This window comes from Streptomyces sp. LZ34 (genome assembly GCF_053890475.1).
In genome coordinates, this window is sequence record NZ_CM132680.1 from 6526479 (window position 1) to 6549998 (window position 23520).

At 70.5% G+C, this 23520-nt stretch carries 20 protein-coding genes; 6 read left to right on the forward strand and 14 right to left on the reverse strand.

The window, feature by feature from the left end; all coding sequences use genetic code 11:
• Positions 1–11 precede the first annotated feature (11 nt).
• From ACWY4P_RS26620 to ACWY4P_RS26630, 3 genes are read right to left on the reverse strand one after another with little or no spacing between them, the layout of a single operon-like run.
• Positions 12–4469 carry a DUF6531 domain-containing protein gene (locus ACWY4P_RS26620; protein ID WP_456202857.1) on the reverse strand — a complete coding sequence of 1486 codons (4458 nt, stop codon included), beginning with the start codon at positions 4467–4469 and terminating at the stop codon, positions 12–14.
• Positions 4466–5017: a hypothetical protein gene (locus ACWY4P_RS26625; RefSeq protein ID WP_456202858.1), complete on the reverse strand. Its 552-nt coding sequence runs from the start codon at positions 5015–5017 to the stop codon at positions 4466–4468. Before ACWY4P_RS26625 ends, ACWY4P_RS26620 begins: the two co-directional genes overlap by 4 nt.
• Positions 5014–5400, reverse strand: a complete 387-nt coding sequence (locus tag ACWY4P_RS26630; protein WP_456202859.1) for an SseB family protein — start codon at positions 5398–5400, stop codon at positions 5014–5016. Before ACWY4P_RS26630 ends, ACWY4P_RS26625 begins: the two co-directional genes overlap by 4 nt.
• A gap of 834 nt (positions 5401–6234) precedes the next feature.
• Between ACWY4P_RS26630 and ACWY4P_RS26635 the strand changes: the two genes are divergently transcribed.
• From ACWY4P_RS26635 to ACWY4P_RS26650, 4 genes are read left to right on the forward strand one after another with little or no spacing between them, the layout of a single operon-like run.
• Positions 6235–7302, forward strand: a complete 1068-nt coding sequence (locus ACWY4P_RS26635; RefSeq protein WP_456213066.1) for an ABC transporter ATP-binding protein — start codon at positions 6235–6237, stop codon at positions 7300–7302.
• Entirely contained in the window at positions 7292–8191 is a 900-nt protein-coding gene (locus ACWY4P_RS26640; protein ID WP_456202860.1) for an ABC transporter permease, read from the forward strand. The genes ACWY4P_RS26635 and ACWY4P_RS26640 overlap by 11 nt, the downstream gene beginning before the upstream one ends.
• Positions 8188–9114 (forward strand): ABC transporter ATP-binding protein, encoded by a 927-nt coding sequence (locus tag ACWY4P_RS26645; protein WP_456202861.1) that lies wholly within the window; start codon positions 8188–8190, stop codon positions 9112–9114. The genes ACWY4P_RS26640 and ACWY4P_RS26645 overlap by 4 nt, the downstream gene beginning before the upstream one ends.
• 25 nt (positions 9115–9139) lie before the next feature.
• A complete protein-coding gene (locus tag ACWY4P_RS26650; RefSeq protein ID WP_456202862.1) occupies positions 9140–9868 on the forward strand; it encodes an ABC transporter permease in 729 nt (242 codons plus the stop codon).
• Between the two features lie 34 nt (positions 9869–9902).
• Here the strand turns inward: ACWY4P_RS26650 and ACWY4P_RS26655 are convergent, their stop codons facing one another.
• Both ACWY4P_RS26655 and ACWY4P_RS26660 read right to left on the reverse strand, forming a co-directional pair.
• Complete coding sequence (locus ACWY4P_RS26655; RefSeq protein WP_456202863.1) at positions 9903–10145, reverse strand: hypothetical protein; 243 nt, start codon at positions 10143–10145, stop codon at positions 9903–9905.
• Between the two features lie 98 nt (positions 10146–10243).
• The gene (locus ACWY4P_RS26660) at positions 10244–11794 is read right to left on the reverse strand and encodes an MFS transporter (RefSeq protein ID WP_456202864.1); all 1551 of its coding nucleotides are present in this window, start codon (positions 11792–11794) and stop codon (positions 10244–10246) included.
• Between the two features lie 140 nt (positions 11795–11934).
• On the opposite strand from ACWY4P_RS26660, the gene ACWY4P_RS26665 reads away from it, so the two are divergent.
• On the forward strand, positions 11935–12936 hold the full coding sequence (locus ACWY4P_RS26665) for an Lrp/AsnC family transcriptional regulator (RefSeq protein ID WP_456202865.1): 1002 nt from the start codon (positions 11935–11937) through the stop codon (positions 12934–12936).
• 290 nt (positions 12937–13226) lie between these two features.
• Entirely contained in the window at positions 13227–13676 is a 450-nt protein-coding gene (locus ACWY4P_RS26670) for a phospholipase (protein WP_456202866.1), read from the forward strand.
• Here the strand turns inward: ACWY4P_RS26670 and ACWY4P_RS26675 are convergent.
• The 9 genes from ACWY4P_RS26675 to ACWY4P_RS26715 all read right to left on the reverse strand — a co-directional run bounded on the left by ACWY4P_RS26675 (position 13660) and on the right by ACWY4P_RS26715 (position 23405).
• Positions 13660–14499: a Cof-type HAD-IIB family hydrolase gene (locus tag ACWY4P_RS26675; protein WP_456202867.1), complete on the reverse strand. Its 840-nt coding sequence runs from the start codon at positions 14497–14499 to the stop codon at positions 13660–13662. The two genes, ACWY4P_RS26670 and ACWY4P_RS26675, sit on opposite strands and share 17 nt — an antisense overlap.
• The gene (gene serS / locus ACWY4P_RS26680) at positions 14496–15773 is read right to left on the reverse strand and encodes a serine--tRNA ligase (RefSeq protein ID WP_456202868.1); all 1278 of its coding nucleotides are present in this window, start codon (positions 15771–15773) and stop codon (positions 14496–14498) included. Before serS ends, ACWY4P_RS26675 begins: the two co-directional genes overlap by 4 nt.
• 488 nt (positions 15774–16261) lie before the next feature.
• Positions 16262–17197, reverse strand: a complete 936-nt coding sequence (pheA, locus tag ACWY4P_RS26685; RefSeq protein WP_456202869.1) for a prephenate dehydratase — start codon at positions 17195–17197, stop codon at positions 16262–16264.
• 67 nt (positions 17198–17264) lie between these two features.
• Positions 17265–18527 (reverse strand): iron uptake transporter deferrochelatase/peroxidase subunit, encoded by a 1263-nt coding sequence (efeB, locus tag ACWY4P_RS26690; protein WP_456202870.1) that lies wholly within the window; start codon positions 18525–18527, stop codon positions 17265–17267.
• Positions 18524–20464 carry a copper resistance CopC/CopD family protein gene (locus ACWY4P_RS26695; RefSeq protein WP_456202871.1) on the reverse strand — a complete coding sequence of 647 codons (1941 nt, stop codon included), beginning with the start codon at positions 20462–20464 and terminating at the stop codon, positions 18524–18526. The genes efeB and ACWY4P_RS26695 overlap by 4 nt, the downstream gene beginning before the upstream one ends.
• A 6-nt stretch (positions 20465–20470) precedes the next feature.
• A complete protein-coding gene (locus tag ACWY4P_RS26700; protein ID WP_456202872.1) occupies positions 20471–20980 on the reverse strand; it encodes a copper chaperone PCu(A)C in 510 nt (169 codons plus the stop codon).
• Positions 20977–21639, reverse strand: coding sequence for an SCO family protein (locus tag ACWY4P_RS26705; RefSeq protein ID WP_456202873.1), 663 nt, complete (start codon positions 21637–21639; stop codon positions 20977–20979). Before ACWY4P_RS26705 ends, ACWY4P_RS26700 begins: the two co-directional genes overlap by 4 nt.
• A gap of 100 nt (positions 21640–21739) precedes the next feature.
• Positions 21740–22498 (reverse strand): YcnI family copper-binding membrane protein, encoded by a 759-nt coding sequence (locus ACWY4P_RS26710; RefSeq protein WP_456202874.1) that lies wholly within the window; start codon positions 22496–22498, stop codon positions 21740–21742.
• 100 nt (positions 22499–22598) lie between these two features.
• Complete coding sequence (locus ACWY4P_RS26715) at positions 22599–23405, reverse strand: hypothetical protein (RefSeq protein WP_456202875.1); 807 nt, start codon at positions 23403–23405, stop codon at positions 22599–22601.
• Between the last annotated feature and the right edge of the window lie 115 nt (positions 23406–23520).

Here is a 23520-nt window from a genome sequence, read left to right on the forward strand (position 1 = left end):
TTTCCTTGATCCTACGGGGCAGGGTCGAGTCTAAGATATTCGCCGTACTCCCAATGGGCAAGGTACTCGTCCATGGATTCGCCTTGACGCCCTGTCCAGGAGTCGTACACTCGACCGTTTTTGACCAGAACATCGTGGTGGCCCCAGAAGGTATCTTGGCCTCTATATTTACCAAGTTGAGGGGCGCCCATTGAGTCCGTTATTCGCATTCTCTCGCCGCCGATCCTTCTCTGAATCTCGCGGGCGACGTCCTCGCATCCACTGCTACCAGGAATAGTCTCGACCGGTTTGGTCTGCCAATCCTCCCCAAGGTCATCACAATCAGGCGCAAGCCCCAGCACATCTGATGAACCCAAGGGGCTAACAACGTAGCCATGGTGGTTGGGTGCTGGGTCGAGGCCGAGGGGGTCGGGGGTGGTGTAGCGGGCGGTTTCGGGGTCGTAGTGGCGGAAGTAGTTGTAGTGGAGGCCGGTTTCGGGGTCGGCGTATTGGCCGGGGAAGCGGAGGGGGCAGTCGACTGCGCTGGGTGGGGTGGGGAGGGGGGTGCCCCAGAGGGTGGTGCGGTGTTGCCAGGCGAGGGTGCCGTCGGGAGTGACCAGTTCGGTGGGGGTACCGACCAGGTCGGTGATGATCGCGTGGAAGCGGGCGTCGTACTCCGATTGGGGGGTGGTGTCGGCCAGGTGGAGGATGGGGGATGCATCCTCAACCGGCTCCCGCGAAGTGTGGTGCTCGGTTTGGGTCAGGGGGCGGTGGGTTCCTGGGGCGTAGTCCCAGGTTGTTGCCAAGCCGTCGGGCGTGGTTCGTTCGGCCAGGCGGGTGCCGTCCCAGGTGAAGTGGATCTGGTCGGTGGCTGTGCCGTCCTCCGCCAGGCGTTGTTTGGTGGTGCGGCGGCCGAGGGGGTCGTACGTGTAGGTCCACTCCTCGCCGTGAGGGGTGGTGGCCTTGGTGAGGCGGTCTTCCGCGTTCCAGGTGTAGGTCCAGCTGCGGGTCTGGCCGTTCAACAACTTGCGGGTGCGGCGGACGAGGCGGCCTTGGGCGTCGTGTTCGTAGGTGGTGCGGCCGGCGCGGTGGAGGATGGTGCCGGTGAACTGGCGGTCGCCGGGGGCCTCGTGGCCCGGGGCGGTGGCGTGGGTGAGGTTGCCCGCGCTGTCGTAGGCGTAGGTCTCGGTCCAGCCGTGGGCGTGGACCGCCGTGACGCGGCCGACGGGGTCGAGGTCGAAGCGGCGGGTGCCGGAGGTGAGCTCGCGGATTTCGGTGAGGTGGTCGTCCTGGCGGTAGGCGTACTCCCGGTGCTGGAGCAGCGTGGACGTGTCGCCGTGGGCGAGTGTCTGGGCGGTCAGGCGGTCCAGGGCGTCCCAGGCCTGGGTCAGGCTTACGCCATCACCGAGTGTGCGCGATGTCTCGCGGCCCGCCGCGTCGTAGACGAAACGCAGCGAGTTGTCCGCCGTGGTGAGGGACGTGGTGCGGCCAGTGGCGTCGTAGGCCCACTTTGACCGCAGGCCGGTGGGCGTAGTGCGTGTGGCGCGGTTGCCCGTCTGGTCGTAGGTGTAGGTCGTGGTCCTGTCGTTGACCGTCTCGGTGAGGACCCTGCCCCGCGCGTCATACGTGCGGCGCAGCTCCGTGTCCGGGTTCGCAGCCTGTGCCAGGCGGCCCGCGGGGTCATACGCGAATGTCGTCTCCGTGCCATCCGCCGTACGCGTCGTGACTGCGCGGCCCAATGCGTCCCGCGTGTAGGCGAGGGTTTCGCCCGCGCCGTTCTCCCGGGATATCAGGCGGCCTGCCACGTCGTGCTTGTACCTGAGGGTGCGGCCGTTGAAATCCGTCTCGGCCGTGACCTGACCCGCCCCGTCGTAGGCATACGTCCACGTCCGGCCCTGGGGGTTCGTGACCGTTGTCAGGCGTAGCTCAGTGTCGTAGGTGAAGGCGTACGTCGAGCCGTCGGGGTCCGTGCGGGTCGCGGGGAGGTCGAAGTGGGTGTGGGTGTGGCGGGTGATGTTGCCCGCCGGGTCGTTGTGTTCGACAAGGTTGCCCTCGGGGTCCCAGGTCCAGGTCTCGCGGGAGCCGTCGGGACGTGTTCGCCAGGCGGGCTTGCCCTCGATCGTCCAGCCTTGGCTGGTGACGTGACCCAGGGGATCGATGATGCGGATGATGCGGCCGTGAACTCCCCGGCGGACGGTGATCGTGTGACCCAAAGGATCGGTGATCGAGACTGGGAGGCCCGCCGCGTCCGTGGTGACCTCGGTGGTGTGGCCCAGCGGATTCGTGATCGACGACAAGTGGCCGGAGGCGCCGTAGGCGTAGTGGGTGGTCGCGCCGCTGGGGTCGGTCGTGGAGGTGCGTGCCCCGCGTTGGTCGTAAGTATGGCGCCAGATTGCGCCGTTGGGCTCGCGGATCTCCAGGGGCAGGCCCCAGTCGTCGTAGGCGGCTTCCGTCACGGTGCCATCAGGCTGTTCGACCGCCGCGAGGCGGCCCTCGTCGTCATAGCGGTAGCGAGCGGTATGGCCCAGGGGGTCGGTCACCGCGACAGGGAGGAGGTTGGTTTCATCCCATTCGGTGCGGGTGGTGTTGCCCAGCGGGTCGGTCTGCTCGATGACCTTGTACGCCTCGTTGTAGACGTAGGTGGTGGTGTTGCCCTGTGAGTCGGTGTAGCGGGTGGTGCGGGCCTCGGTGTCGTAGTGGAGTCGGCCGGAGAGAATGCCGTCCGGGCCGATGCAGCGCAGCACCCGGCCTCTGTGGTCGTAGACGTAGGCGTACGTCGTGCCGTTGCGGTCGGTCCAGGACGTCACGCGGTGTTCGTCGTCGTACTGGTACCGCAGCGGCAGGCCGGTGGAGTTGATGACCTCGGTTGGATTCTCGGCTTCGTCATAGCCGAAAGAGAGCAGCGTGGTGCTGCGTTCGTACTTCTCGCCGTGCAGGAGACGCAAGGACCTGATTCGCAGCAACTTGGGGTCGGTGTCGATGGCGATGCGGTAGCCGCCGGAATGGACGATCTCCTGCGGTGCGCCCTGGGCGTCGTATGTGATGTCGATGCGGTCGCCGTCCCCGGTCCGATCGGTGATCGCCTTCAGGGCCAGCTCCCGGCCGCCGGTCGGCAGGGGCGCGAAGTGCAGGGTGCGGTGGTGTTCGGGGACGGTGATGGTGAAGGTGCCGTCGGGCTTGCCGTCCCAGCACAGCGGCCAGCGCGGCCCGGACGTGGGCAACGTCGGCACATCACGCTCGGGCACCGGGTAGGTGAGCAGCATGCCGTCGTCCGTGACATAGACGACCCCAGCATCGTCGATCTCCAGGCGCTGGTCGAGAGTCCCGGCCCAGGTGCGGCCGAACCAGCCCCCACACGGATGTCCCGAGACGTAGTGGCGCTCCAGCACCAGCGGCAGGGCACCGGGCAGGCTGACGTCGGTGGCGGACATGACCATCTCGCCGGTCGCCACGTCGATCGGCTCACCCGTGGTGCATTTCTCCCCGCCAGGGGTGCAGTTCCGATGGGGGTCGCTGTCGGTCCGCTTGCGGGCGCTGCCGTCCCGGCGCAGTGCGCGTTCGCGGTTGAGCAGCCGCTGGGCGGCGTTCTTGGCCGCGGAGCCCCCGCGGCGCACCGCGCCGGAGCCGCCGGTGGCCAGGGCGAGAAGGAGTTCGGGGGTGAGCTGGCCGGCGGCGCGGGCGGGGTTGCGCTGCCACTCGTCCCAGTTGGTGACGGCCTTGGCGAACTCCTTGGGGTGATCGACGGCGTAGGCGATGCCGTCCTGGATGCCGGCCAGGTGGAGGCCGATACCGTCCGGCCCGTCTTTGACGAGGTCGTCGAAACCCTCGTACCACCCGTACACGGTGTCGCCCGCGCCACCGACGAAATCCCCGAGCCCCTTCTTGACCTTGTTCCAGCCCTTCGGTGCCGGGGGCTTGTCCGGGGCCTTCTCCGCCGCCTTGCCGAGCTTTTTCTTCGCCGCGTCGATGACGGGCTGCAGCTCGCTTTCCAGCTTGTCCAGCCGGCGGTAGCAGGCCTCCAGCGCCGTGATCCCCGGATCGTCCTCCGGCGGGCGCTCCGGCAGCGGATCATCCTTACGGTCCTGGGCGTCGTAGTAGTCGTTGACGTTCTTCCAGTACTTCTTGGAAGCCGCCCGCGCCGCGTCCGCGTCCTCGATGATCGGCTTGACCCTCTTCTGCACCGAACGCAGCTTGTCCGCGTACGCGTCCAGAGCGTTCGCGGCAGCGTGGAAGTACGTCTGCGCGGACTCCAACTCCCGGGGAAGCTTCCTCGTTGCGTTCTCGAACCCCTCCGAACCGGCACCGGTCCAGTCCATCAGCATCAGGGCGTCCAACTGGTCACGCCCGTCCTTGAACGCGCCCGCGTAAGCCCGCAGTTTGACCACTAGGTCATCGACGTCGGACGGATTGCCGTAGATGACGTCCGAAGGCTCCGCGCCCGGCGGTATGCGCTCGGCGGAACTGCCCTCCGTCGAATCACCCTGGGTCATGCGATCGTCCCCTTCGAACCGCCGTCGACCTCCCAGCCGCCGTCGTAGCGCTTGCGGGGATTGGTCGGCACGTCATAGTTCCCGCCGGACCCGTAATCATCGAGCCAGGGCTCCTGATAGATCTGCGGCGGCGGATCGAACTTCGGCCGGGACCCCTCCTGCCACGCCTTCAGCCCGTGTTCCCCGAACGGCAGCTTGGCGATGTTGTCCTCGGTCGGCGCGAAATCCTTGATACGCAGCAGATCCGCCAGCACATACGCCGCGATGACCTGCCGGAGCGTGGCCACCACCGTGTCCGTGTGCTCCGCCACCCGCCCCATCCCGAATCCCCAGGACGAAAGCATCTTCTCCGCCGAGTCATAGACGTCGAAATCGGCCGAATTCTGAATGTGATCGGCCAGCGTCTTCCAATCGCCCTTGATCTTGCGCGCTGCGACGACCGACTCCTCCAACGGCGTCAACACCCCGCGCACCGAAGCGATCTCAATCTTGTAGCCATCACCCGGCTTCGGCCCACCCGAAGACGATCCCCCACCATGCTCTGTCATTCCGCACCCCCTGCGTCCGCATCCCTGAGTGCTTCCGCATCCAGCAGAAAGGGGCGCTCGCCCAGCGGGTCCACCAACGCCCGTACACCCTCGGGCAACAGCCCCACCAGGTCCTCGGCCGTCGTGGAAGCCCAGCCGCACGCTCCCGCGAAGCGCGCAAGGCCCTCGACCGAGGTGAAGACCGGCACGAGCGGGCCTGCCTCCGCCGTCTCCGAAACCAGAAAGCCAGGGCTCTCCGGGCGCTGGAAATACAGCCGCGCCTTCCGTAGCGCAGCCCACTTCTCCCGCTCCGACATCCCCGCGGCGGTCTCCTGACGCACCAGGTCCGCCAGCCGCTCTCCGCCGCCCTGACCAGGCGACCTGGTGTTCCCTCCCCCAAACATGAGGGCTATCTTCACACAGGTGACCGACACCGTGCGTGACTGACGCGCACCTCTTCGCAATCGCATGCCAGGAACACGCGGTGATCCACGGCCCCATCCCGCTTCTCCAGGTCCTGCCGAGCCGTGCCGGTACGGAGCCTGAGCGCCGCTGGACGGCATTCGGCTCCGGCGGCTGCGGGCATCGTCTCGGACCCTCCGGGTCCAAAGCGCCAGCAGGAGGGGAAAGGGGGGCGGCTGGCCTGTTGTCCCGGTTCCGTGGCCCGGCGGGTGGCCGGGCTCAAAGCAGGCTGCGCTCCGCTGCGACTGCTGCCGCGCGGTGGCTGGCCGGTCAAGCCCAGCGGTGCGCTGAACCGGGGCGTGGGAGCGCTACGGATGGGTGAGCACCGGCGGACGGGATCGGCTCTCCCCCCACCCCCTCTCAGAAAAATGCTTGATGTGACGCTTGATGTAGAGCAAGCATTTTTTTGAGAGGGGGGGTGGGGGAGGCTCCAAACCGGACCGGCGTCTACCGCTCTGGGCGACCATCCACCGTCCCATCCCACCGTCCCACCGTCCCACCGCCCCCCCCGGCCGGTGATGGCCCCCTGGGCAGGACGGCGACGATGCCTCCGGCACCCCTCCTCCTTCCCGCTGCTGGCCGCCTTGCGCCGAAGGCGCGAGACGATGCCCGCACTCGGCGGACGGAGCATGCCGTCCAGCGGTGCTCGTCCGCGAGGGCCGACCCTGCCGAAAGTGCCGTCCCCTACGGGACCGTCAGACCCGAGAACTAGGGAAAACCAGCCGTCTGGACTGACGCTCGCTGTGGCGCACGCCACTACGGTCGAACTTGTGACTGTGATCGCCACCGAAAGCCTGAGCAAGCGGTTCCCTCGGGTCACCGCGCTTGACCGGCTCTCCGTCGACATCACGCCGGGCGTCACCGGCCTGGTAGGTGCCAACGGGGCCGGCAAGTCCACCCTGATCAAGATCCTGCTGGGGCTGTCCCCCGCCAGCGAAGGGGGCGCCACCGTCCTGGGCCTCGATGTGGCCAAGGACGGCAGCGCCATCCGCGAGCAGGTGGGCTATATGCCTGAGCACGACTGCCTGCCGCCCGATGTCTCGGCGACCGAGTTCGTCGTCCATATGGCGCGCATGTCCGGGCTGCCGCCCGCCGCCGCCCGCGAGCGGACCGCCGACACCCTGCGCCACGTGGGGCTGTACGAGGAGCGGTACCGCCCCATGGGCGGCTACTCCACCGGCATGAAGCAGCGCGTCAAGCTCGCCCAGGCGCTGGTCCACGACCCGCGGCTGGTCCTGCTCGACGAGCCCACCAACGGCCTCGACCCGGCGGGCCGCGACGAGATGCTCGGCCTGATCCGCCGGGTCCACACCGACTTCGGCATCTCGGTCCTGGTCACCTCGCACCTGCTCGGCGAGCTGGAGCGCACCTGCGACCACGTCGTCGTCATCGACGGCGGCAAGCTGCTGCGCTCCAGCTCCACCCGTGACTTCACCCAGGCCACGGCCTCGCTCGCGGTCGAGGTGACCGACACCGCCGCCCACCCGGACGGCACCGCCGCGCTGCGTGCCGCCCTCGCCGGGGCCGGGCTCACGGTCCAGCCCGAGGGCCGCTCCGCCGACGGCGCGCCCGCCTCCGGGCATGTGCTGCTGGTGGACGTCGCGGGTGACGAGACGTACGACGAGGTCCGGGACGCCATCGCCGAGCTCGGTCTCGGCCTGATCCGCATGGAGCAGCGCCGCCACCGCATCGCCGAGATCTTCCGCGACGACGACGCACACGACGACGAGCACGACGACAAGCACGACGAGCGCGAGGCAGAAGAGCACGCGCCCGGCGACCCCACATCCGGCGACCCCACATCCGGCGGAAAAGCGAACGGAGGTGCCGCCGATGCCGCCTGAGACCGCGACCCAGCAGCGCGCCGATATCATCCACAACATCGGCTACCGCCACTACGACGGCCCGCGCCTGGGCCGCGCCTATGCCCGCCGCTCGCTGTTCTCCCAGAGCCTGCGCGGCGCCTACGGCCTCGGCCGCTCCGCCAAGTCCAAGGTCGCGCCGATGCTGCTGGCCGCCGTGATGTGCGTGCCCGCGCTTATCCTCGTCGCGGTGAGCGTGACGACCAAGGCGAACGAGCTCCCCGTCGAGTACACGCGTTACGCGATCATCATGCAGGCCGTCATCGGCCTGTACACCGCGGCCCAGGCCCCCCAGTCCGTCTCCCGGGACCTGCGCTTCAAGACGATCCCGCTCTACTTCTCCCGCCCCATCGAAGCGGTGGACTATGTGACGGCCAAGTTCGCCGCCATGACCTCCGCCCTCTTCGCCCTCACCGGCACGCCGCTGGTGATCATGTACGTGGGTGCCCTGCTCGCCAAGCTGGACTTCGCCGACCAGACGAAGGACTTCGCGCAAGGACTGGTCTCCGTGCTTCTGCTCTCGCTCCTCTTCGCCGGCATCAGCCTGGTCATCGCCGCGCTCACCCCGCGCAGGGGCTTCGGTGTGGCGGCCGTCATCGCCGTACTGACCATCTCCTACGGCGCGGTGTCCACCCTGCAGGCCATCGCGTGGGACCAGAACAACACCGACGCGGTCAGCTGGATCGGCCTGTTCTCGCCGATCACCATCGTCGACGGCGTCCAGACGGCCTTCCTCGGCGCCTCCTCCGCCTACCCCGGCGGATTCGGGCCCGGTACCGGGGCCGGACTCGTCTTCCTCCTCGTCCTCCTCGGCCTGATCGCCGGCTCCTACGGCCTGCTCCTGCGCCGCTACCGAAAGGTCGGGCTGTGACCACGATCGCCATCGACAATGTCTCCCGCTGGTTCGGGAACGTCGTCGCCGTCAACGACGTGACCATGAGCATCGGCCCCGGTGTCACCGGCCTCCTCGGCCCCAACGGCGCGGGCAAGTCCACCCTCATCGGCATGATGGGCGGCTTCCTGGCGCCCTCCACCGGCTCCGTCGCCCTGGACGGGGCCACCATCTGGCGCAATGAACAGGCCTACCGCCAGATCGGCATCGTCCCCGAGCGCGAGGGGATGTACGACTTCCTCACCGGCCGCGAGTTCGTCATCGCCAACGCCGAGCTGCATGGCCTGCCCGACCCCCGCGCCGCCGCCCGCAAGGCGCTGGAGACGGTCGAGATGGACTTCGCGGGCTCCCGCCGCATCGCCACCTACAGCAAGGGCATGCGCCAGCGGGTGAAGATGGCCTCCGCGCTCGTCCACGAGCCGTCGGTGCTGCTGCTCGACGAGCCGTTCAACGGCATGGACCCGCGCCAGCGAATGCAACTCATGGACCTGCTGCGGCACATGGGGGACGAGGGCCGTACCGTCCTGTTCTCCTCGCACATCCTGGAGGAGGTCGAGCAGCTCGCCGCGCACATCGAGGTGATCGTCGCCGGGCGGCACGCGGCCTCCGGGGACTTCCGCAAGATCCGCCGCCTGATGACCGACCGTCCGCACCGCTATCTGGTGCGCTCCAGCGACGACCGCGCGCTCGCCGCCGCCCTCATCGCCGACCACTCCACCGCGGGCATCGAGGTGGACGCGAGCGGCGGCCCCGAAGCCGGGCTGCACATCCAGGCGGTCGACTTCACCCGCTTCACCGAACTGCTGCCCCGCGTCGCCCGCGATCTGGGCGTCCGGCTCCTCACGGTCTCGCCCTCCGACGAGTCCCTGGAGAGCGTCTTCTCCTACCTCGTCGCGGCCTGAGCGGCCGGAAAGGAGCCCCGAAGCGATGTCCTCGCTCTACCATCCCACCGTCGCCCGGCTTACCTACCGGGCCCTGCTCGGCCGCCGCCGGGCGCTGATCCTGTTCACCCTGCCCGCGCTGCTGCTGGTCATCGCGGTGGCCGTACGGGCGCTGTCCGGCGCCGACGACGGCACCGCCGACGCCGTCCTCGGCGGCTTCGCGCTCGCCACGATGGTCCCGCTGATCGGGGTGATCGCCGGTACGGGCGCGATCGGTCCGGAGATCGACGACGGCTCGGTCGTCTATCTGCTGGCCAAGCCCGTGAAGCGGCCGACGATCATCTTCACCAAGTTCCTCGTCGCGACCGGCGTCACGGTCGTCTTCTCGGCGCTGCCCACCCTGCTGGCGGGCTACATCCTCAACGGGAACGGCCAGCAGCTGGCGGTCGCCTACGCCCTCGCCGCCACCGTCGCCTCGATCACCTACAGCGCGATGTTCCTGCTGCTGGGCACCGTCACCCGGCACGCGGTGATCGTGGGTCTGGTCTACGCCCTGGTGTGGGAGTCCCTGTTCGGCAGCCTGGTCAACGGGGCCCGTGAGCTCAGCGTCCAGCAGTGGTCGCTCGCGCTCGCCCAGAAGGCCGCCGACAGCGGAGCGATCTCCTCGGAGGTCGGCCTGCCCGCCGCCGTGGTGCTGCTGCTGGCGGTGACCGTGGCCGCGACCTGGTACGCGGGCCGGAAGCTGCGCACCTTGACCCTCGCGGGCGAGGAGTGACCTGACGGGCCCACGGCCTTACGGTGTCGCTCCCTTACGGACGCCAGCGGGCCGGGGCGGCTGTGAAGCGGCCGCCGGTCTCGGCGGTGGCCGCCGCACTCGGCGCGGCCACCGCCATCGTCTTGTGCCCGGGGGCCGAGTTGGCCTGGTCCAGGGCCGAGGCCACCGTGGCGGACGAGCCGAGCACCACGGTCGCCGCGACACAGGCCACCGTCCACGGCGCCCGCAGCATCCGCCCCCACCCCGACGTACGCTTCACAACCGCCGTGCCGCTCATGCCGTCCTCCGATCCTCGTCGGTGCCGATGAGGCGATCCTGACGGGCGGAGTTGTCGATCGGCCCTGCGTCACCTACGCGGACGCTGTGAACCTGGGCTCAGGTGCGGGCCGGTTCGGCCGGGGGCGCGGTCTTCGCGGGGGCTTCGGGCCTCGCCGCCGTACCCGGGCCGCCGCGGACGACGGCCAGTACCAGTAGGCCCGCCGCCAGCCCGGCGATCCCGGATATCACGCAGATGCGGTCGAGCCCCGCGACGAAGGACTCGTGCACCAGCGTCTTCGCCGCCGATGTCTGTCCCGCCGGAGCCGCCGCGATCACCGCGTCCGCGTGGCCGCCGCTGATCGCCTCGGCCGCCTGCCCGGCGGCGTGCGCCGGGACGGTCCCGCTGTCCTCGACGATGTCCCGTACCCGCGCCGCGAACACCGTGCCCAGGACCGCGATCCCCAGGGCGTACCCCAGCTGCCGGAAGGTGTTCACCGCGCCGCTGGCCATCCCGGCGCGCTCCGGCGGCGCCGCGCCGAGCGCCGCCGAGACCAGGACGGGCATGGCCAGACCGACGCCGAGGCCGCCCAGCATCAGCCCGGGGACAAAGGCCGTCCAGTCCGAGTCGGGCGTCAGCTGCGCGGCGGTGACCAGCGCCCCCGCGCCCACCAGCAGCAGCCCGCCGCCGAGCGCGCGCCCCGGAGCGACCCGCTCCAGCACCCGTCCGCCCGCCGCCCCGACGACCAGTGCGACCCCGGCCATCGGGGTCACCGCGAGCCCGGCCTGCACCGGGCTGAGGCCGAGCACCGACTGCAGCCACATGCCCGTATAGGTGAGGTACGGGAAGGCAGCCGCCTGTAGCAGCAGGGCCGCCGCCATCAGCACCACGAAGGTCGGGCGGCGCATCAGCGCCAGATCCAGCAGCGGCTGCCGCTTCCCGCGCTCCACCAGGACGAAGACGGCCAGCGCGAGGGCGGAGACCACCAGCGACGCGACGGTGCCGCCCTCGGACCAGCCCTCCTCACCGCCCCGTATCAGCCCGTACGTCAGCGCGCCGGCGCACAGCGTGAAGAGCGCGGCGCCCGGCCAGTCGATCCGCGCGCCGGGCGCGCCACGCGACTCGCCGACCGTACGGACCGTGATCCACACCGCGACCGCCGTCAGCGGCAGGTTGACCAGGAAGATCGCCCGCCAGTCGGCGTACTCGGTGAGCAGCCCGCCCAGCACCGGGCCGACCGCCGCGGCCGCCCCGCTGGTTCCGCCCCACACGCCGAAGGCGACGCCGCGGTCGCGCCCGGTGTACGTGGCCATCAGCAGCGGGGTGTTGGTGGCGAACATCGCCGCCGCCCCGACGCCCTGCACCGCACGGGCGGCGATCAGCACCCCGCTGTCCGGGGCCAGTCCGCAGGCCAGCGAGGAGAGCGCGAAGACGACGAGCCCCAGCAGATACAGCCGCCGCCGGCCGAAGAGGTCGGCCGCCGATCCGGCGGCCATGAGCAGGGCGGCGAGCGCCAGCGCGTAGATGTCCATCACCCACTGCAAGGAGGTGAAGGAGGCGTCCAGGCCCTGCGCGACCTCCGGCAGCGCCGTGTTCACGATCGTGACGTCGATCAACAGCATGAAATTGCCGAGGGTGATGGCCGCGAGCGGCCACCATTTGCTCCGCATGACGAACTCCGAGTTCCACAGCGAGTGGGGCCCGGCCCGAACGCCGTACCCCCCGTGATCCCAAAGTCCGTCAGTCGACCCCGCTCCTTCCAGCCAGCGCCGCCTCTGCGGCGTGATCCGACAACGACTAGCCTTCTGCGGTGATTTCCGACGCGTTCGACGACCTGGACCGGCAGCTCGTCCAGGCCCTTCAACTCGACGGCCGGGCCCCGTTCAGCCGGATCGCCGATGTGCTCGGCGTCTCCGACCAGACCGTGGCGCGCCGCTACACCCGGCTGCGCACGGCCGGGACCATCCGGGTGCTGGGGCTCACCGACCCCGCCGCGCTCGGCGAAGTCGTCTGGCTGCTGCGGGTGCAGTGCACCCCGGACGCGGCCATGTCGGTGGCCGAGGCGCTGGCCCGGCGCCCCGACACCTCATGGGTGAGCCTGATGTCCGGTGGCACCGAGATCACCGGCATCACGCGCGCGGCGTCCGGCGAGGACAGCGACGCGCTGCTGCTGCGCAAGCTGCCGAGTACCCCGCGGGTGGTGGGCGTGACCGCGCACAGTGTGCTCCACGAGTACTTCGGCGGGCCGCAGGGGCTGGTCAGCAAGTCGGGCATGCTGACGCCCCGACAGATCGAGCGGCTGGTCGTCCCCGTACTCCACCGCCCACCGGATGGCCGCGCCCGGCTGGACGACGGCGACCGGCAGCTGCTGGCCGTGCTGGCGCGCGACGGGCGGGCGGGGCTGGCCGAGCTGGCGGCCGCCACGGGCTGGTCACAGTCGACGGTACGCCGCCGCCTGGCGGAGCTGCGCGCCAACGGCACCCTCTACTTCGACGTCGACTACCACCACCGGATGTTCGGCCATGCCTCCACGGCCGTGCTGTGGCTGTCGGTGCTGCCGGCCCACCTTGCCGCCGCCGGGCAGGCGGTGGCGGAGCATCCCGAGGCGGCCTTCGTCTGCGCGACCACCGGCCCGCACAACTTGCTCGCGGTGGTGGTGTGTTCGGGTGTCGGAGCTCTGTACCAGTACCTGACCACGCGGGTCGCGGCACTGCCGGGTGTGCGGGCCATGGAGACCTCTCCGACGATCCGCCGGATCAAGGGCCCGGGGCCGGTGCTGTCTCCGCACCGCGCGGCGCGGCGCCTTCCCTGACCTTGTCGACCTTTGCCGACCTGTGTCGCCCCTTGTCGAGCCTTCGCTGAAACCCCTCGCTGAATCCCCTCGTTAAAAACTTTTGCTAAAACCCCTCGTCAGACGGGCACTTGGAGGAATCTCCCAACTCCCGTTGGTTGAACTCTGTTCAAGCAGACGACTCAATGAATCTTGACGATTGTCAGGGACCTGCCCAACCCTTGGCGTGCACCAGCGCACTACCTCGTACTCGTTCCATCTCTCTTCCCTACGGCCTTGATGAAGGGCCGTCAGAGACATCGGAGGAACCGTTGCGTCGTCTTGCCACGAGCCTCGCCGCCACCGCGGTTGCCGCGGCGGCCACCGTGGCCCTCTCCGGGCCCGCCCACGCCGCCCCCGCGGACAAGCCGCAGGTGCTCTCCAGCTGGACCCAGACGAGCGCCAGTAGCTACAACGCCTGGCTCGCGGCGCGCAACAACCAAGGCGCCTGGTCCGCATACCAGTTCGACTGGTCGACCGACTACTGCAGCAAGTCCCCCGACAACCCCCTCGGCTTCCCGTTCAAGACCTCCTGCGCCCGCCATGACTTCGGCTACCGCAACTACAAGGCCATGGGCACCTTCAGCGCCAACAAGTCCCGCATCGACAGCGCCTTCTACGAGGACCTCAAGCGGGTGTGCAACGGCTACAGCGGGGCGTCGAAGACCGCCTGCAACAGCACCGCCTGGACGTACTACCAGGCGGTCAAGGCCCTGGGCTGAGCAGCCGCTCCAGGACGAGGGCGATGCCGTCCTCCTCGTTGGACGCGGTGACCTCGTCGGCGACGGCCTTGAGCTCCGGATGGGCGCCCGCCATCGCCACGCCGTGGGCCGCCCAGCGGAGCATCGCTATGTCGTTGGGCATGTCGCCGAAGGCGATGGTGTCCGCCGCGGTCAGCCCGAGGCGGCGGGCGGCCAGCGACAGGCCCGTCGCCTTGGTCAGCCCCAGCGGCAACAGCTCCACCAGGCCCTCGCCCGCCACGGTCACCCCCACCAGGCCGCCCGCGGCCGTGCGCACCGCAGCGGCCAGCTCGTCGTCGCCCAGCCGCGCGTGCTGGAGGTAGACCTTGCTGACGGGGGCGGACCACAGGTCGGCCCGGTCCTCCAGCGACCGGGCCGCCCGCTCCGCCGGGTGCACCCGATAGCCGGGCCCGAACAGTATCTGGCCGTCGAGCCCGTCGCGGGCCACGGCCAGGAACAGCGGGCCGACCTCCGACTCGATCTTCTCCAGCGCCAGCGCGCCCAGCTGCCGGTCCAGCGTCACGGAGGTCAGCAGCCGGTGCTCGCCCGCGTGATAGACCTGCGCGCCCTGCCCGCACACCGCGAGCCCGTGGTAGTCGAGGTCGTCGAGGATGCCCCGGGCCACCGGCACCGTCCGCCCGGTGACCACGATGTGCGCCGCGCCCGCCGCGGTGGCCGCGGCGAGCGCCGCCCGCGTGCGTTCGGAGACCGTGTGGTCGCCGCGCAGCAGGGTGCCGTCGAGGTCGGTGGCGATGAGCCGATAGGGCAAGGTCCGCGACAAGGACTGTGAGTCGGGGCCGCTCATCGGGCGACCGGCTCCAGGACCTCACGCCCGCCCAGATACGGACGCAGGACCTCGGGCACCCGCACCGAGCCGTCGGCCTGCTGGTGGTTCTCCAGGAGGGCGACGATGGTCCGCGTGACCGCGCACAGCGTGCCGTTCAGTGTCGCCAGGGGCCGTACCCGCTTGTCCTCGCGCATCCGGATCGACAGCCGCCGCGACTGGAACTCGGTCGTGTTGGAGGTCGAGGTCAGCTCGCGGTACTTGCCCTGGGTCGGGATCCACGCCTCGCAGTCGAACTTCCGCGTCGCCGAGGCGCCCAGGTCGCCCGAGGCCAGGTCGATCACCCGGAACGGCAGCTCGAGCGAGGTCAGCCACTGCTTCTCCCACTCCAGCAGCCGCTGGTGCTCGGCCTCCGCCTCCTCCGGCGTCGTGTAGACGAACATCTCGACCTTGTCGAACTGGTGCACCCGGAAGATGCCGCGGGTGTCCTTGCCGTACGAGCCGGCTTCGCGGCGGAAGCAGGAGGAGAACCCGGCGTAGCGGCGCGGCAGCTCGGACGCGTCCAGGATCTCGTCCATGTGGTACGCGGCCAGCGGCACCTCGGAGGTGCCGACCAGGAAGAGGTCGTCCTTGTCGAGGTGGTAGACGTCGTCCGCGGCCTGGCCGAGGAAGCCGGTGCCCTCCATGGCCTTGGGCTTGACCAGGGCGGGGGTGAGAACGGGGGTGAAGCCCGCGGCGGTGGCCTGCGCGATCGCGGCGTTCACCAGCGCGAGCTCGAGCAGCGCGCCGACGCCCGTCAGGTAGTAGAAGCGCGAGCCGGACACCTTGGCGCCGCGCTCGGTGTCGATGGCGCCGAGCAGCTCACCGAGGGCCAGGTGGTCCTTGGGGGTGATCCCTTCGGCCGCGAAGTCGCGCGGGGTGCCGACCGTCTCCAGGACGACGAAGTCGTCCTCGCCGCCGACGGGCACGTCCGGGTGGACCAGATTGCCGAGCTGGAGCAGCAGCCGCTGAGTCTCCTCCGCGGCCTGGTCCTGCTCGGCGTCGGCGGCCTTCACCGCGGCGGACAGCTCGCCCGCCTTCTTCAGCAGCTCCGCCTTCTCCTCGCCGGAGGCCTTGGGGATGAGCTTGCCGAGCGCCTTCTGCTCGGCGCGCAGCTCGTCGAAGCGGACGCCGGACGACCTGCGCCGCTCGTCGGCGGAGAGCAGGGCGTCGACGACGGCGACGTCCTCTCCACGGGCGCGCTGGGAGGCGCGCACACGGTCGGGGTCCTCACGGAGCAGGCGAAGGTCAATCACCCCACCAGGTTACCGGTGTGCACATCCGGTGCTCGACCCGATATTCCCTTTCATCATGCTTCGCCTGTATTTGGGGCAATATGGATTCTTGAAATTCGCCCGCCTGTGGGTGACCGGCTTCCCTTGCGCGAACGGGAAGTTGGCTCGCGCGTTGTCCACAGGCGGGGTGGCTCCGGCCCGAGTTATCCACAGGCTGTGTGTGAGTTCTGTGGATGTCGGGCTGATCATCTGGTACGCGAAGTGCTCGGCGATGGATTCCCCACCCAAACCTCGTTCACACACTCTTTCGGGTGGGATTTGCTCACACCGGAGCGTCGGTCAAGAGAAAAGTGATGACGTGGGTGATAGGTGTGATGGTAGGCGGGTTGGGGTTGGCTGGGCGATATGCGGATTACGTCGGGTTGATGTGTCGACTTGTCCCCAGCCCGCACCCCATGCCTGTGGATAACTTGGCCAGGCCCAATCTGCTGTCAGGCCCGGCCGTCCCGTCAGGCCCGGCCGTCCTGGCAGCGGGCCAGCCACTCCTCCGCCGCCGCGAAGTCCTCGTCCGAGGTCCCGTGCCGCAGCGGGGACATCCCCGACGGCTCGAACCCCGCCCGCGGGTAGGAGCCCAGGAACCGCACACCCGGGCAGATCCGCTTCAGCCCCATCAGGGCGGAGGCGACCCTCCGGTCCGTGATGTGCCCCTCGAGGTCCACCGAGAAGAAGTAGCGGCCGATGCCCTGGCCCGTCGGTCGCGACTCGATGCGCACCAGGTTGACCCCGCGCGCCGCGAACTCCTGTAGCAGCTCCAGCAGCGCACCCGGGTGGTCGTCGCCGAGCCAGATCGCCACGGACGTCTTGTCCGCGCCGGTGCGGGCCGCGGGCCGCGCCGGGCGGCCGACCAGCACAAAGCGGGTCGTCGCGTTCTCCGCGTCATGGATGCCGCTCACCAGGGGGGCGAGCCCGTACGTCGCCGCCGCGAACTCACCGGCGAACGCCGCGTCGTAGCGCCCCTCCTGCACCAGCCGTGCCCCGTCCCCGTTGGAGGCCGCCGACTCCCACACGGCGTTCGGCAGATTGGCCGCCAGCCACTTCCTGACCTGCGGCTGGGACACCGGATGGCCGGTCACCGTCTTCACGTCGGCGAGCTCGGTACCCGGCCGCACCAGCAGCGCGAAGGCGATCGGCAGCAGCACCTCGCGGTAGATCATCAGTGGTTCGCCGGTGGCGAGCTCGTCGAGCGTGATGGTCACGCCGCCCTCCACCGAGTTCTCGATCGGGACCAGCGCGGCGGCCGCCGCCCCCGACCGCACGGCGTCCAGCGTCGTCGGCACCGAGACCATGGGGGTCAGCTCGCGCGTGGCGGCCTCGGGCAGCGACCGCAGCGCGGCCTCCGTGAAGGTGCCTTCGGGACCGAGGTAGGTATAAACACTGGCCGACATCACGCTGACTCCCTGGAACAGACGAGAACCGTCACGATACCCAGCGTCCGGCCCCTGACGCCGCGCTTCACCCTTCCAAGAGTGCCTGACCGACGTACTCGCCGGGGGCGCAGCCGCCCGGCACCGCGAAGAGCGCGCTCGCCTCGTGCCGCAGGAAACGCGACAGCCCGTCCCCCCGGTCCAGCTTCCGCTGCACCGGAACAAAGCCCTTCATCGGGTCGGCCTGCCAGGCGATGAACAGCAGCCCGGCGTCCGGCGCGCCGTCCTCGCGGAACCCGTCGTGGTACGAGAAGGGGCGGCGCAGCATCGCCGCGCCCTGGTTCGAGACCGGCGCGGCGACCCGTACGTGCGCGTCGCCCGCGATGGCCAGCGACCCGTCCTCGTTCACCTTGGTCAGCTCGACCGGTGTGCTCTCGGTGCCGCCGGACAGCGGGGCGCCGTCCGACTTGCGGCGGCCTATCACCCGCTCCTGCCGCTCCAGGGAGAGGTGGTCCCAGGAGTCCAGGAGCATCCGGATCCGCCGCACCACCGCGTACGAGCCGCCGGCCATCCATGTCGGCTGCCCCTTGGCCGGGACGAAGAGCCGCTGGTCGAAGTCGTCGTCCGTGGGCTTGGGGTTGTTGGTGCCGTCGACCTGCCCCATGAGGTTGCGGGCGGTCATGGGGCGGGAGGTCGCGCCGGGCGTCCGGTTGAAGCCGTTCATCTGCCAGCGCACCCGGGCCACCTCCCGCGCCTCGCGCTGTAGCGCGCGCAGCGCGTGGAAGGCGACCAGCCCGTCGTCCGCGCCGATCTGCAGCCACAGGTCGCCGTTGCTGCGCTTCGGGTCGAGCACGTCCGCCGAGAAGTCGGGCAGCGGGGCCAGCGCCTCGGGCAGCCGGTCCTTCAGCCCCACCTTGCCGAAGAAGGTGCGGCCGAAGCCGAAGGTGACGGTCAGCGACGCCGGGCCCGCGTCCAGGGCGATGCCCGTGTCGTCCGCCGGGGCCTTGCCCGCGGCCAGCTCCTCGGCCGTCTTCGACCAGCGGCGCAGCAGCGCGGCGGCCGCCTTGCGGTCCGCGCCGGGCACCAGGTCGAGGGCGACGACGTGGCCGCGCGCCTGGAGGGGGGTGGTGATGCCCGCCTGGTGCTCGCCGTGGAAGGGCACGGTGGCCGAGCCGACGGAGCTGAGCGGGTCGGGGTCGCCGCGTACCGTCTCGGCGGCGTACGCCCCGGCGGCGCCGCCCGCGACGAGCCCGGCCGCGCCGACGGCGCCGGCCGTGCCCAGCAGGCGGCGCCGGGAGATCGGGGAGGGGGGTTCTGGCTGGGTGTGCTGGGTGTTTGGGGTCGTGCTCATTGGCCGATCTTCAGGGTCCTGGTCTCCGTCACCTGGTCGATGTCGGAGGTCCGTACGGTCAGGGCGAGCCGCCAGTTGCCGCCCATGGGCAGCTGGAAGCTCTTCGCGCTCCAGTGGCCGGTGGCGACGTGCTCCAGGGGCACGGTCAGCGGGCCGATGTTCTTCTTCGGGAGGGTCAGGGTCACCTTCGCCTCCGCCGCGTCCACAGGCCGGTCGGCCAGGTCGAAGGTGAAGACATGGATCAGGTTGTCGCCGGGGAGGGCCGGGTCCAGCATGAAGATCGCCTTGCCGCGGCCGCTCTTGGGCCCGGTGTTGTACGGGATCTGGACGCTGATCGGGTCGACGGCGGGGGTGGTGTCCACTGCCACGCCGTCGGACTTCGCGTCGGCGACAGCGCTTGCGGCCCGGCCGGGCTGGGTCGTGCTGAGCACGGTGGCGACGGCGAGCAGCACGACGGCCACGACCGTCTCGGCCAGCACGGAGCGGTACAGCGAGCCCCGTGCGAGGTCGCCGTAGCGCGCGCGCAGGGTGGCGGCCTTGGTGACCGCGGCCTTCTGGCGGGCGAGCTGGGCGGTGCGCACGGGGTCGGCGGCCGTCTCTTCCGCCGGCTCGCCTGCGCCCTCTTCGCGCTCTCCTTCGGTCTCTTCTTCCTCTTCGGTGGCCTTCTCTCCGGCCTTCTCATCAGGTCCGTCCGCGAGGCGGCCCGTCCAGCGGCGCGAGAAGGAGGCGATGGCGACGAGCACCACCACGAGGCCGACCTTGACCAGCAGCCAGCGCCCGTATTCGGTGCCGGTCAGCGCGTCCCAGGAGCCGACCTGCCGCCACGACTGGTAGATGCCGGTGAGGACGAGGACGACGACCGAGCCGAAGGCCAGCCGCGAGAAGCGGCGTACGGCCGCCCGCCCGATCGGCTCCCCCGCGCGCAGCGTGGCCACGAGCGCCCCCAGGCCGCCCAGCCACACCCCCACGGCGAGCAGGTGGACCACGTCGACCGGCATCGCGATCGTGGACTGGATGCCGACCGAGGCGTGCTCGGCCATCGCCCAGGTCGCGCCGATGCCCGCCGAGAGGACGGTGCCGCCGAATGCGAGCCCGAAAGCCAAATCCTGGCGCCGCCCCTGGTCCTCGTCCTCGGCGCGGCGCGCGTACGGGCCGAAGAGAACGGCGAGGAAGACCGCCGCCGCGCCGAGCAGCAGCAGCCGCGACAGCAGCGCCGCGCCCGGCTTGGTGGACAGCACATCGCCCAGGCCGCCGAGGTCGAAGACCCCGCCGATGCCCTCGCCGTTCGCGTACGGGCCGCGCAGCAGCAACAGCAGCAGGGTCGCGGAGAAGAGCGTCACCCAGCCGCCGACGGCGAGCTTCTGGACCGGGCGCGAGGAGCGGCACAGCCCGGCGAAGACGCAGCCGCCGACGAGCGCGGCGAAGCCGCCGTAGGCGGCGTACCGCCCGATGTCGTACAGCGTCTCGACCGTGCCGTCGGCGCCCGCGTCCGAGGGGACCTTCGCCTTCGTCTTGGACGGCGCCCCGATGGAGAAGGTGAACGCCCCGGCCACCGGGTGGCTGTCCTCCGAGACCACCTTCCAGGCCACCGTGTACGTGCCGTCGGGCAGCCCGGAGTGCAGCGAGACGGCGGCCGTCGACGACTTGCCGCCCATATGGGCGGGGTTGCCGGTGTCCACCCGGTTGCTCTTCGGGTCGAGGACACGCACCGAGTCACGGGACAGCAGCACCCCCTCCGAGAAGGTGAGCCCCACCTGCGCGGGCGCGGCCTTGACCACCGCGCCGTCGGCGGGGTCGGTCGCCGTGAGCGCGGCGTGCGCGGCCGCGGGGGACGCGCCGAAGCTCAGCGCGCCCAGCAGCGCGGCGAGCAGGGCACCGCAGACCGACAGCAGTCGCCTGGTGGTCAGCCTGGTCAGGGAGGGGGTGAGCAAGGTCATCGGGTGTCAGTCCTTGGGGCGGTACGTCGTCGGCTCGACCGGGACCTTGATCTCGATGGGGGCGGAGGAGGCGAAATGCAGGGTGAAACTGACCTTGTCACCGACCTTCGGCTTGCGGGCCAGATTTGTCAGCATCAGATGATCTCCGCCGGTGGCCAGCTTGAGCTCCCCGTCCGCCGGGACCTTCAGCGATCGCACCTGCTTCATCCGGGTGCCGGTGGTGGTGTGCATGGTGACCTCGGCGGCCAGCGGGGTGGTGACGGAGGTCAGCTCGTCGGCGGCGCCGCCCTTGTTGGTCACCGTCACATAGCCCGCGGCCATGTCCGGTGTCGGGGGCTGGGGTACGTACGCGCCGCTGACGGACAGCTCCGGGCGGTCGGCGCCGTCGTCCTGGCCGCCGCAGGCGGCGAGGGCGGCGGACAGGCCGAGGACCAGCGCGGCGGCGGCCGTCCGCCGCGCGCCGGTCGCCGACCCCGCCCTGGCCCCCGCCCCGGTCCCGGCCCCGGTCCCCGTCACGGGTTCTGCCCCTTGATGATCTTGGGCAGGTCCTTGACGTACTGGTCGGCCGTCGTGTCGGTCGTGTAGAGCCAGTGGTTCTTGTCGTCCTTGGGGGAGAAACCGATCACCTGGGCGCCGTGGTTGACGGTGATGCTGCCGTCCTTCTCCTTCTTCGGCTTGTCGACGAGGATGCCCAGCGGCCGCGCGGCGGCCTGGATGGTGTCGAAGTCGCCGGTCAGGCCGACGAAGTCCTGACCGCCCTGGCCGTCCAGCCAGGAGCGCATCCGCTTGGGGGTGTCCCGCCCGGGGTCGGTGGTGACGAAGACGACCTGGAGCTTGTCGCGCTCGGCCTTGGGGAGCTTCTTCTCGGCGATCCCGATGTTGCTCAGGACCACGGGGCAGACGTCCGGGCAGTAGGTGTAGCCGAAGTAGATCAGGGTGGGCTTGCCCTTGGTCTCCTTCAGCAGGTCGTACTTCTTGCCGTCGGTGTCGGTCAGGACCAGATCGGGCTTGGCCTTGGGCTGGTCGAGGACGATCGCCTGACCGGGCTTGGTGCCGCCGGAGACCTCGGCGGCCTTCTCTGATCTGTCGCCGCTGCCGCTGCTGTCGCTGCCGCAGGCGGTGAGGGTGAGCGCGGCGGCGGTGACGAGGGCCGCGCTCAGAGACTTGGTGCGCATGGAGTCGTTCTCCGAAGAAGACAGATGGATCGGTGGTGCGGGGTGGCGGGCACGCGGGCCCGCCACCCCCTTCTTTCAGGGCTCGCGCCGACGGTCTGGCTCAGGCGTTGCGGCGGCGGCCGGCGAGCACGCCGAAGGCGACGCCGGCGGCGCCGACGACGATGCCCACGATGCCCAGCACGCGGGCGGTGGTGTCGCTGCTGTCGCCGCTGGAGGCGGACGCGGCCTTCTCGGTCTTCTCGGCCTTCGCGTTCTCGGCGCCGCTGCCCGTGCCGCCCGAGGCGCCGGAGCCGTGCTGGTCGGAGCCCTCGGCCGGCTTGACGAGCTTGAGCACCGGCGCCGGGTTCTCGGGCTCCGGCGCGCCGTCCTTGGGCGCCTCGATCCAGCGCACGACCTCCTTGTCGTCGTACGTCTGGAGGGCCTTGAAGACGAGCTGGTCGGCGTCGTCGGGCAGCTCGCCGACCGACAGCGGGAACTGCTGGAAGGTGCCCGGCTCGATCTTGCCGCCGGTCCAGGTGACCTTGGTGACCGCCTCGCTGATCTTCTCGCCGTGCACCTCGACCGGCTTGGCGAGCTTGCTCTTGGTGAGCTTCACGTCCCAGCCGGGCACCGGCTGTGCCATCACCGAGGCCAGCGGGTGGTCGGCGGGCAGGGTGACCTCGAGCTTGATGGTCGAGGCGTTGTCCTTCTCGTTGGGCACCTTGAAGGCGATGGTGCTGTAGCTGCCCTGCTCGGCCTGGCCCGGCTGCACGCTGACGTGCGCGAAGGCGGGGGTGGCCGCGAGCACTACCAGGGCTCCCGCTGCGATGCCGCCAATCATCGGAAGACGGCGAAGACGGCGAAGACGCATGGCGTTCATGACAAGACACTCCGTGGACAGGAATGAATCGGGGTGGGTGGATGGCGCGCGTGCGGCGACAGCGCGAACGCCCCGGTCCCGCCGGAGTGCGCCGCGTCGGTCAAGCCGCGAGAGCGAAGCGCGGCGGGCCCCGCCTGATCACACTGTGCTGGAGTACGAAAGTCTTGGCCCCGGCGCCGCCGTCGTCCTGCCAGGGCGTGCGCGGCCGGCGCACGGATCCACCGTGCGGCTGGTGCTGACCGGCGCGCAGCGCGCGTACGAGCCGCAGCGCGCCGCGCAGCGCCCGTACGAGCGCGGCCTCCGCGACCCCGCGCGCCCCGTCCGCCGACAGCCGCACCGCCCGCCACACGGCCACTTCGCCGCGCCGCAGCAGCCAGCCGACGGCGAGGGCGGCGAGCAGATGCCCCAGCACCATCGGCAGCGACGGCAGGAGAGTCGCCGGGTGAACGGCCTCGGAGCCCGGCCCGGACGGCGCCGGGTGCCCCGCGGCGGGGTCGAGTCCGGCGTTGGTGACGATCCCGTGCGCCGTGGCGGCGTCCAGCCGAACAGGGCCCGAGCCGCACAGCAGCCTTCCGGCCATGGCGGTCACCCCGCCCTCGGAGCCGCCCGTCCCTGGGGCCATGGCCGACTGCGGGGTGGTGCGCTGCCCGAACGCGAAGAGCGCATGCAGCACGAGCTGGCCGACGCCCAGGACCGCCGCGATACCCGGCAGTGACCGCTCCCGTCCGGCCAGCGGCGCCACCACGGCGAACAGCGCCGCGCAGCCCACGCCCACCGTCCACAGCGGCACGGTCGTGCAGGAGGCGAGCATGTGCCCGCCCGCGGACAGCACGACGCAGACCGCGGTGAACACCGCGGCCCGCAGTATCCGCAGATCGGCTCCGGCGCAGCCGTGGGGGGCAGACATGGCCGCGCCATCATCCCACTGGGCCCGGATTTCCCCGACGGCGGGTGGGGCGTACCGTCGCACACCCGGACAGCCTCATACACCGCTATGCGGAACTCGCGCTTCCGCCGAATGA

What these genes read in the sequence shown, in the direction of transcription:
- ACWY4P_RS26710 (WP_456202874.1), bottom strand. Translation starts at nt 22,498, where the DNA reads ATGAACGCCATGCGTCTTCGCCGTCTTCGCCGTCTTCCGATGATTGGC.
- pheA (WP_456202869.1), bottom strand. Translation starts at nt 17,197, where the DNA reads ATGTCGGCCAGTGTTTATACCTACCTCGGTCCCGAAGGCACCTTCACG.
- ACWY4P_RS26650 (WP_456202862.1), top strand. Translation starts at nt 9,140, where the DNA reads ATGTCCTCGCTCTACCATCCCACCGTCGCCCGGCTTACCTACCGGGCC.
- efeB (WP_456202870.1), bottom strand. Translation starts at nt 18,527, where the DNA reads ATGAGCACGACCCCAAACACCCAGCACACCCAGCCAGAACCCCCCTCC.
- ACWY4P_RS26715 (WP_456202875.1), bottom strand. Translation starts at nt 23,405, where the DNA reads ATGTCTGCCCCCCACGGCTGCGCCGGAGCCGATCTGCGGATACTGCGG.
- ACWY4P_RS26640 (WP_456202860.1), top strand. Translation starts at nt 7,292, where the DNA reads ATGCCGCCTGAGACCGCGACCCAGCAGCGCGCCGATATCATCCACAAC.
- ACWY4P_RS26695 (WP_456202871.1), bottom strand. Translation starts at nt 20,464, where the DNA reads ATGACCTTGCTCACCCCCTCCCTGACCAGGCTGACCACCAGGCGACTG.
- ACWY4P_RS26625 (WP_456202858.1), bottom strand. Translation starts at nt 5,017, where the DNA reads ATGACAGAGCATGGTGGGGGATCGTCTTCGGGTGGGCCGAAGCCGGGT.
- ACWY4P_RS26655 (WP_456202863.1), bottom strand. Translation starts at nt 10,145, where the DNA reads ATGAGCGGCACGGCGGTTGTGAAGCGTACGTCGGGGTGGGGGCGGATG.
- ACWY4P_RS26630 (WP_456202859.1), bottom strand. Translation starts at nt 5,400, where the DNA reads ATGTTTGGGGGAGGGAACACCAGGTCGCCTGGTCAGGGCGGCGGAGAG.
- ACWY4P_RS26705 (WP_456202873.1), bottom strand. Translation starts at nt 21,639, where the DNA reads ATGCGCACCAAGTCTCTGAGCGCGGCCCTCGTCACCGCCGCCGCGCTC.
- ACWY4P_RS26620 (WP_456202857.1), bottom strand. Translation starts at nt 4,469, where the DNA reads ATGACCCAGGGTGATTCGACGGAGGGCAGTTCCGCCGAGCGCATACCG.
- ACWY4P_RS26675 (WP_456202867.1), bottom strand. Translation starts at nt 14,499, where the DNA reads ATGAGCGGCCCCGACTCACAGTCCTTGTCGCGGACCTTGCCCTATCGG.
- ACWY4P_RS26660 (WP_456202864.1), bottom strand. Translation starts at nt 11,794, where the DNA reads ATGCGGAGCAAATGGTGGCCGCTCGCGGCCATCACCCTCGGCAATTTC.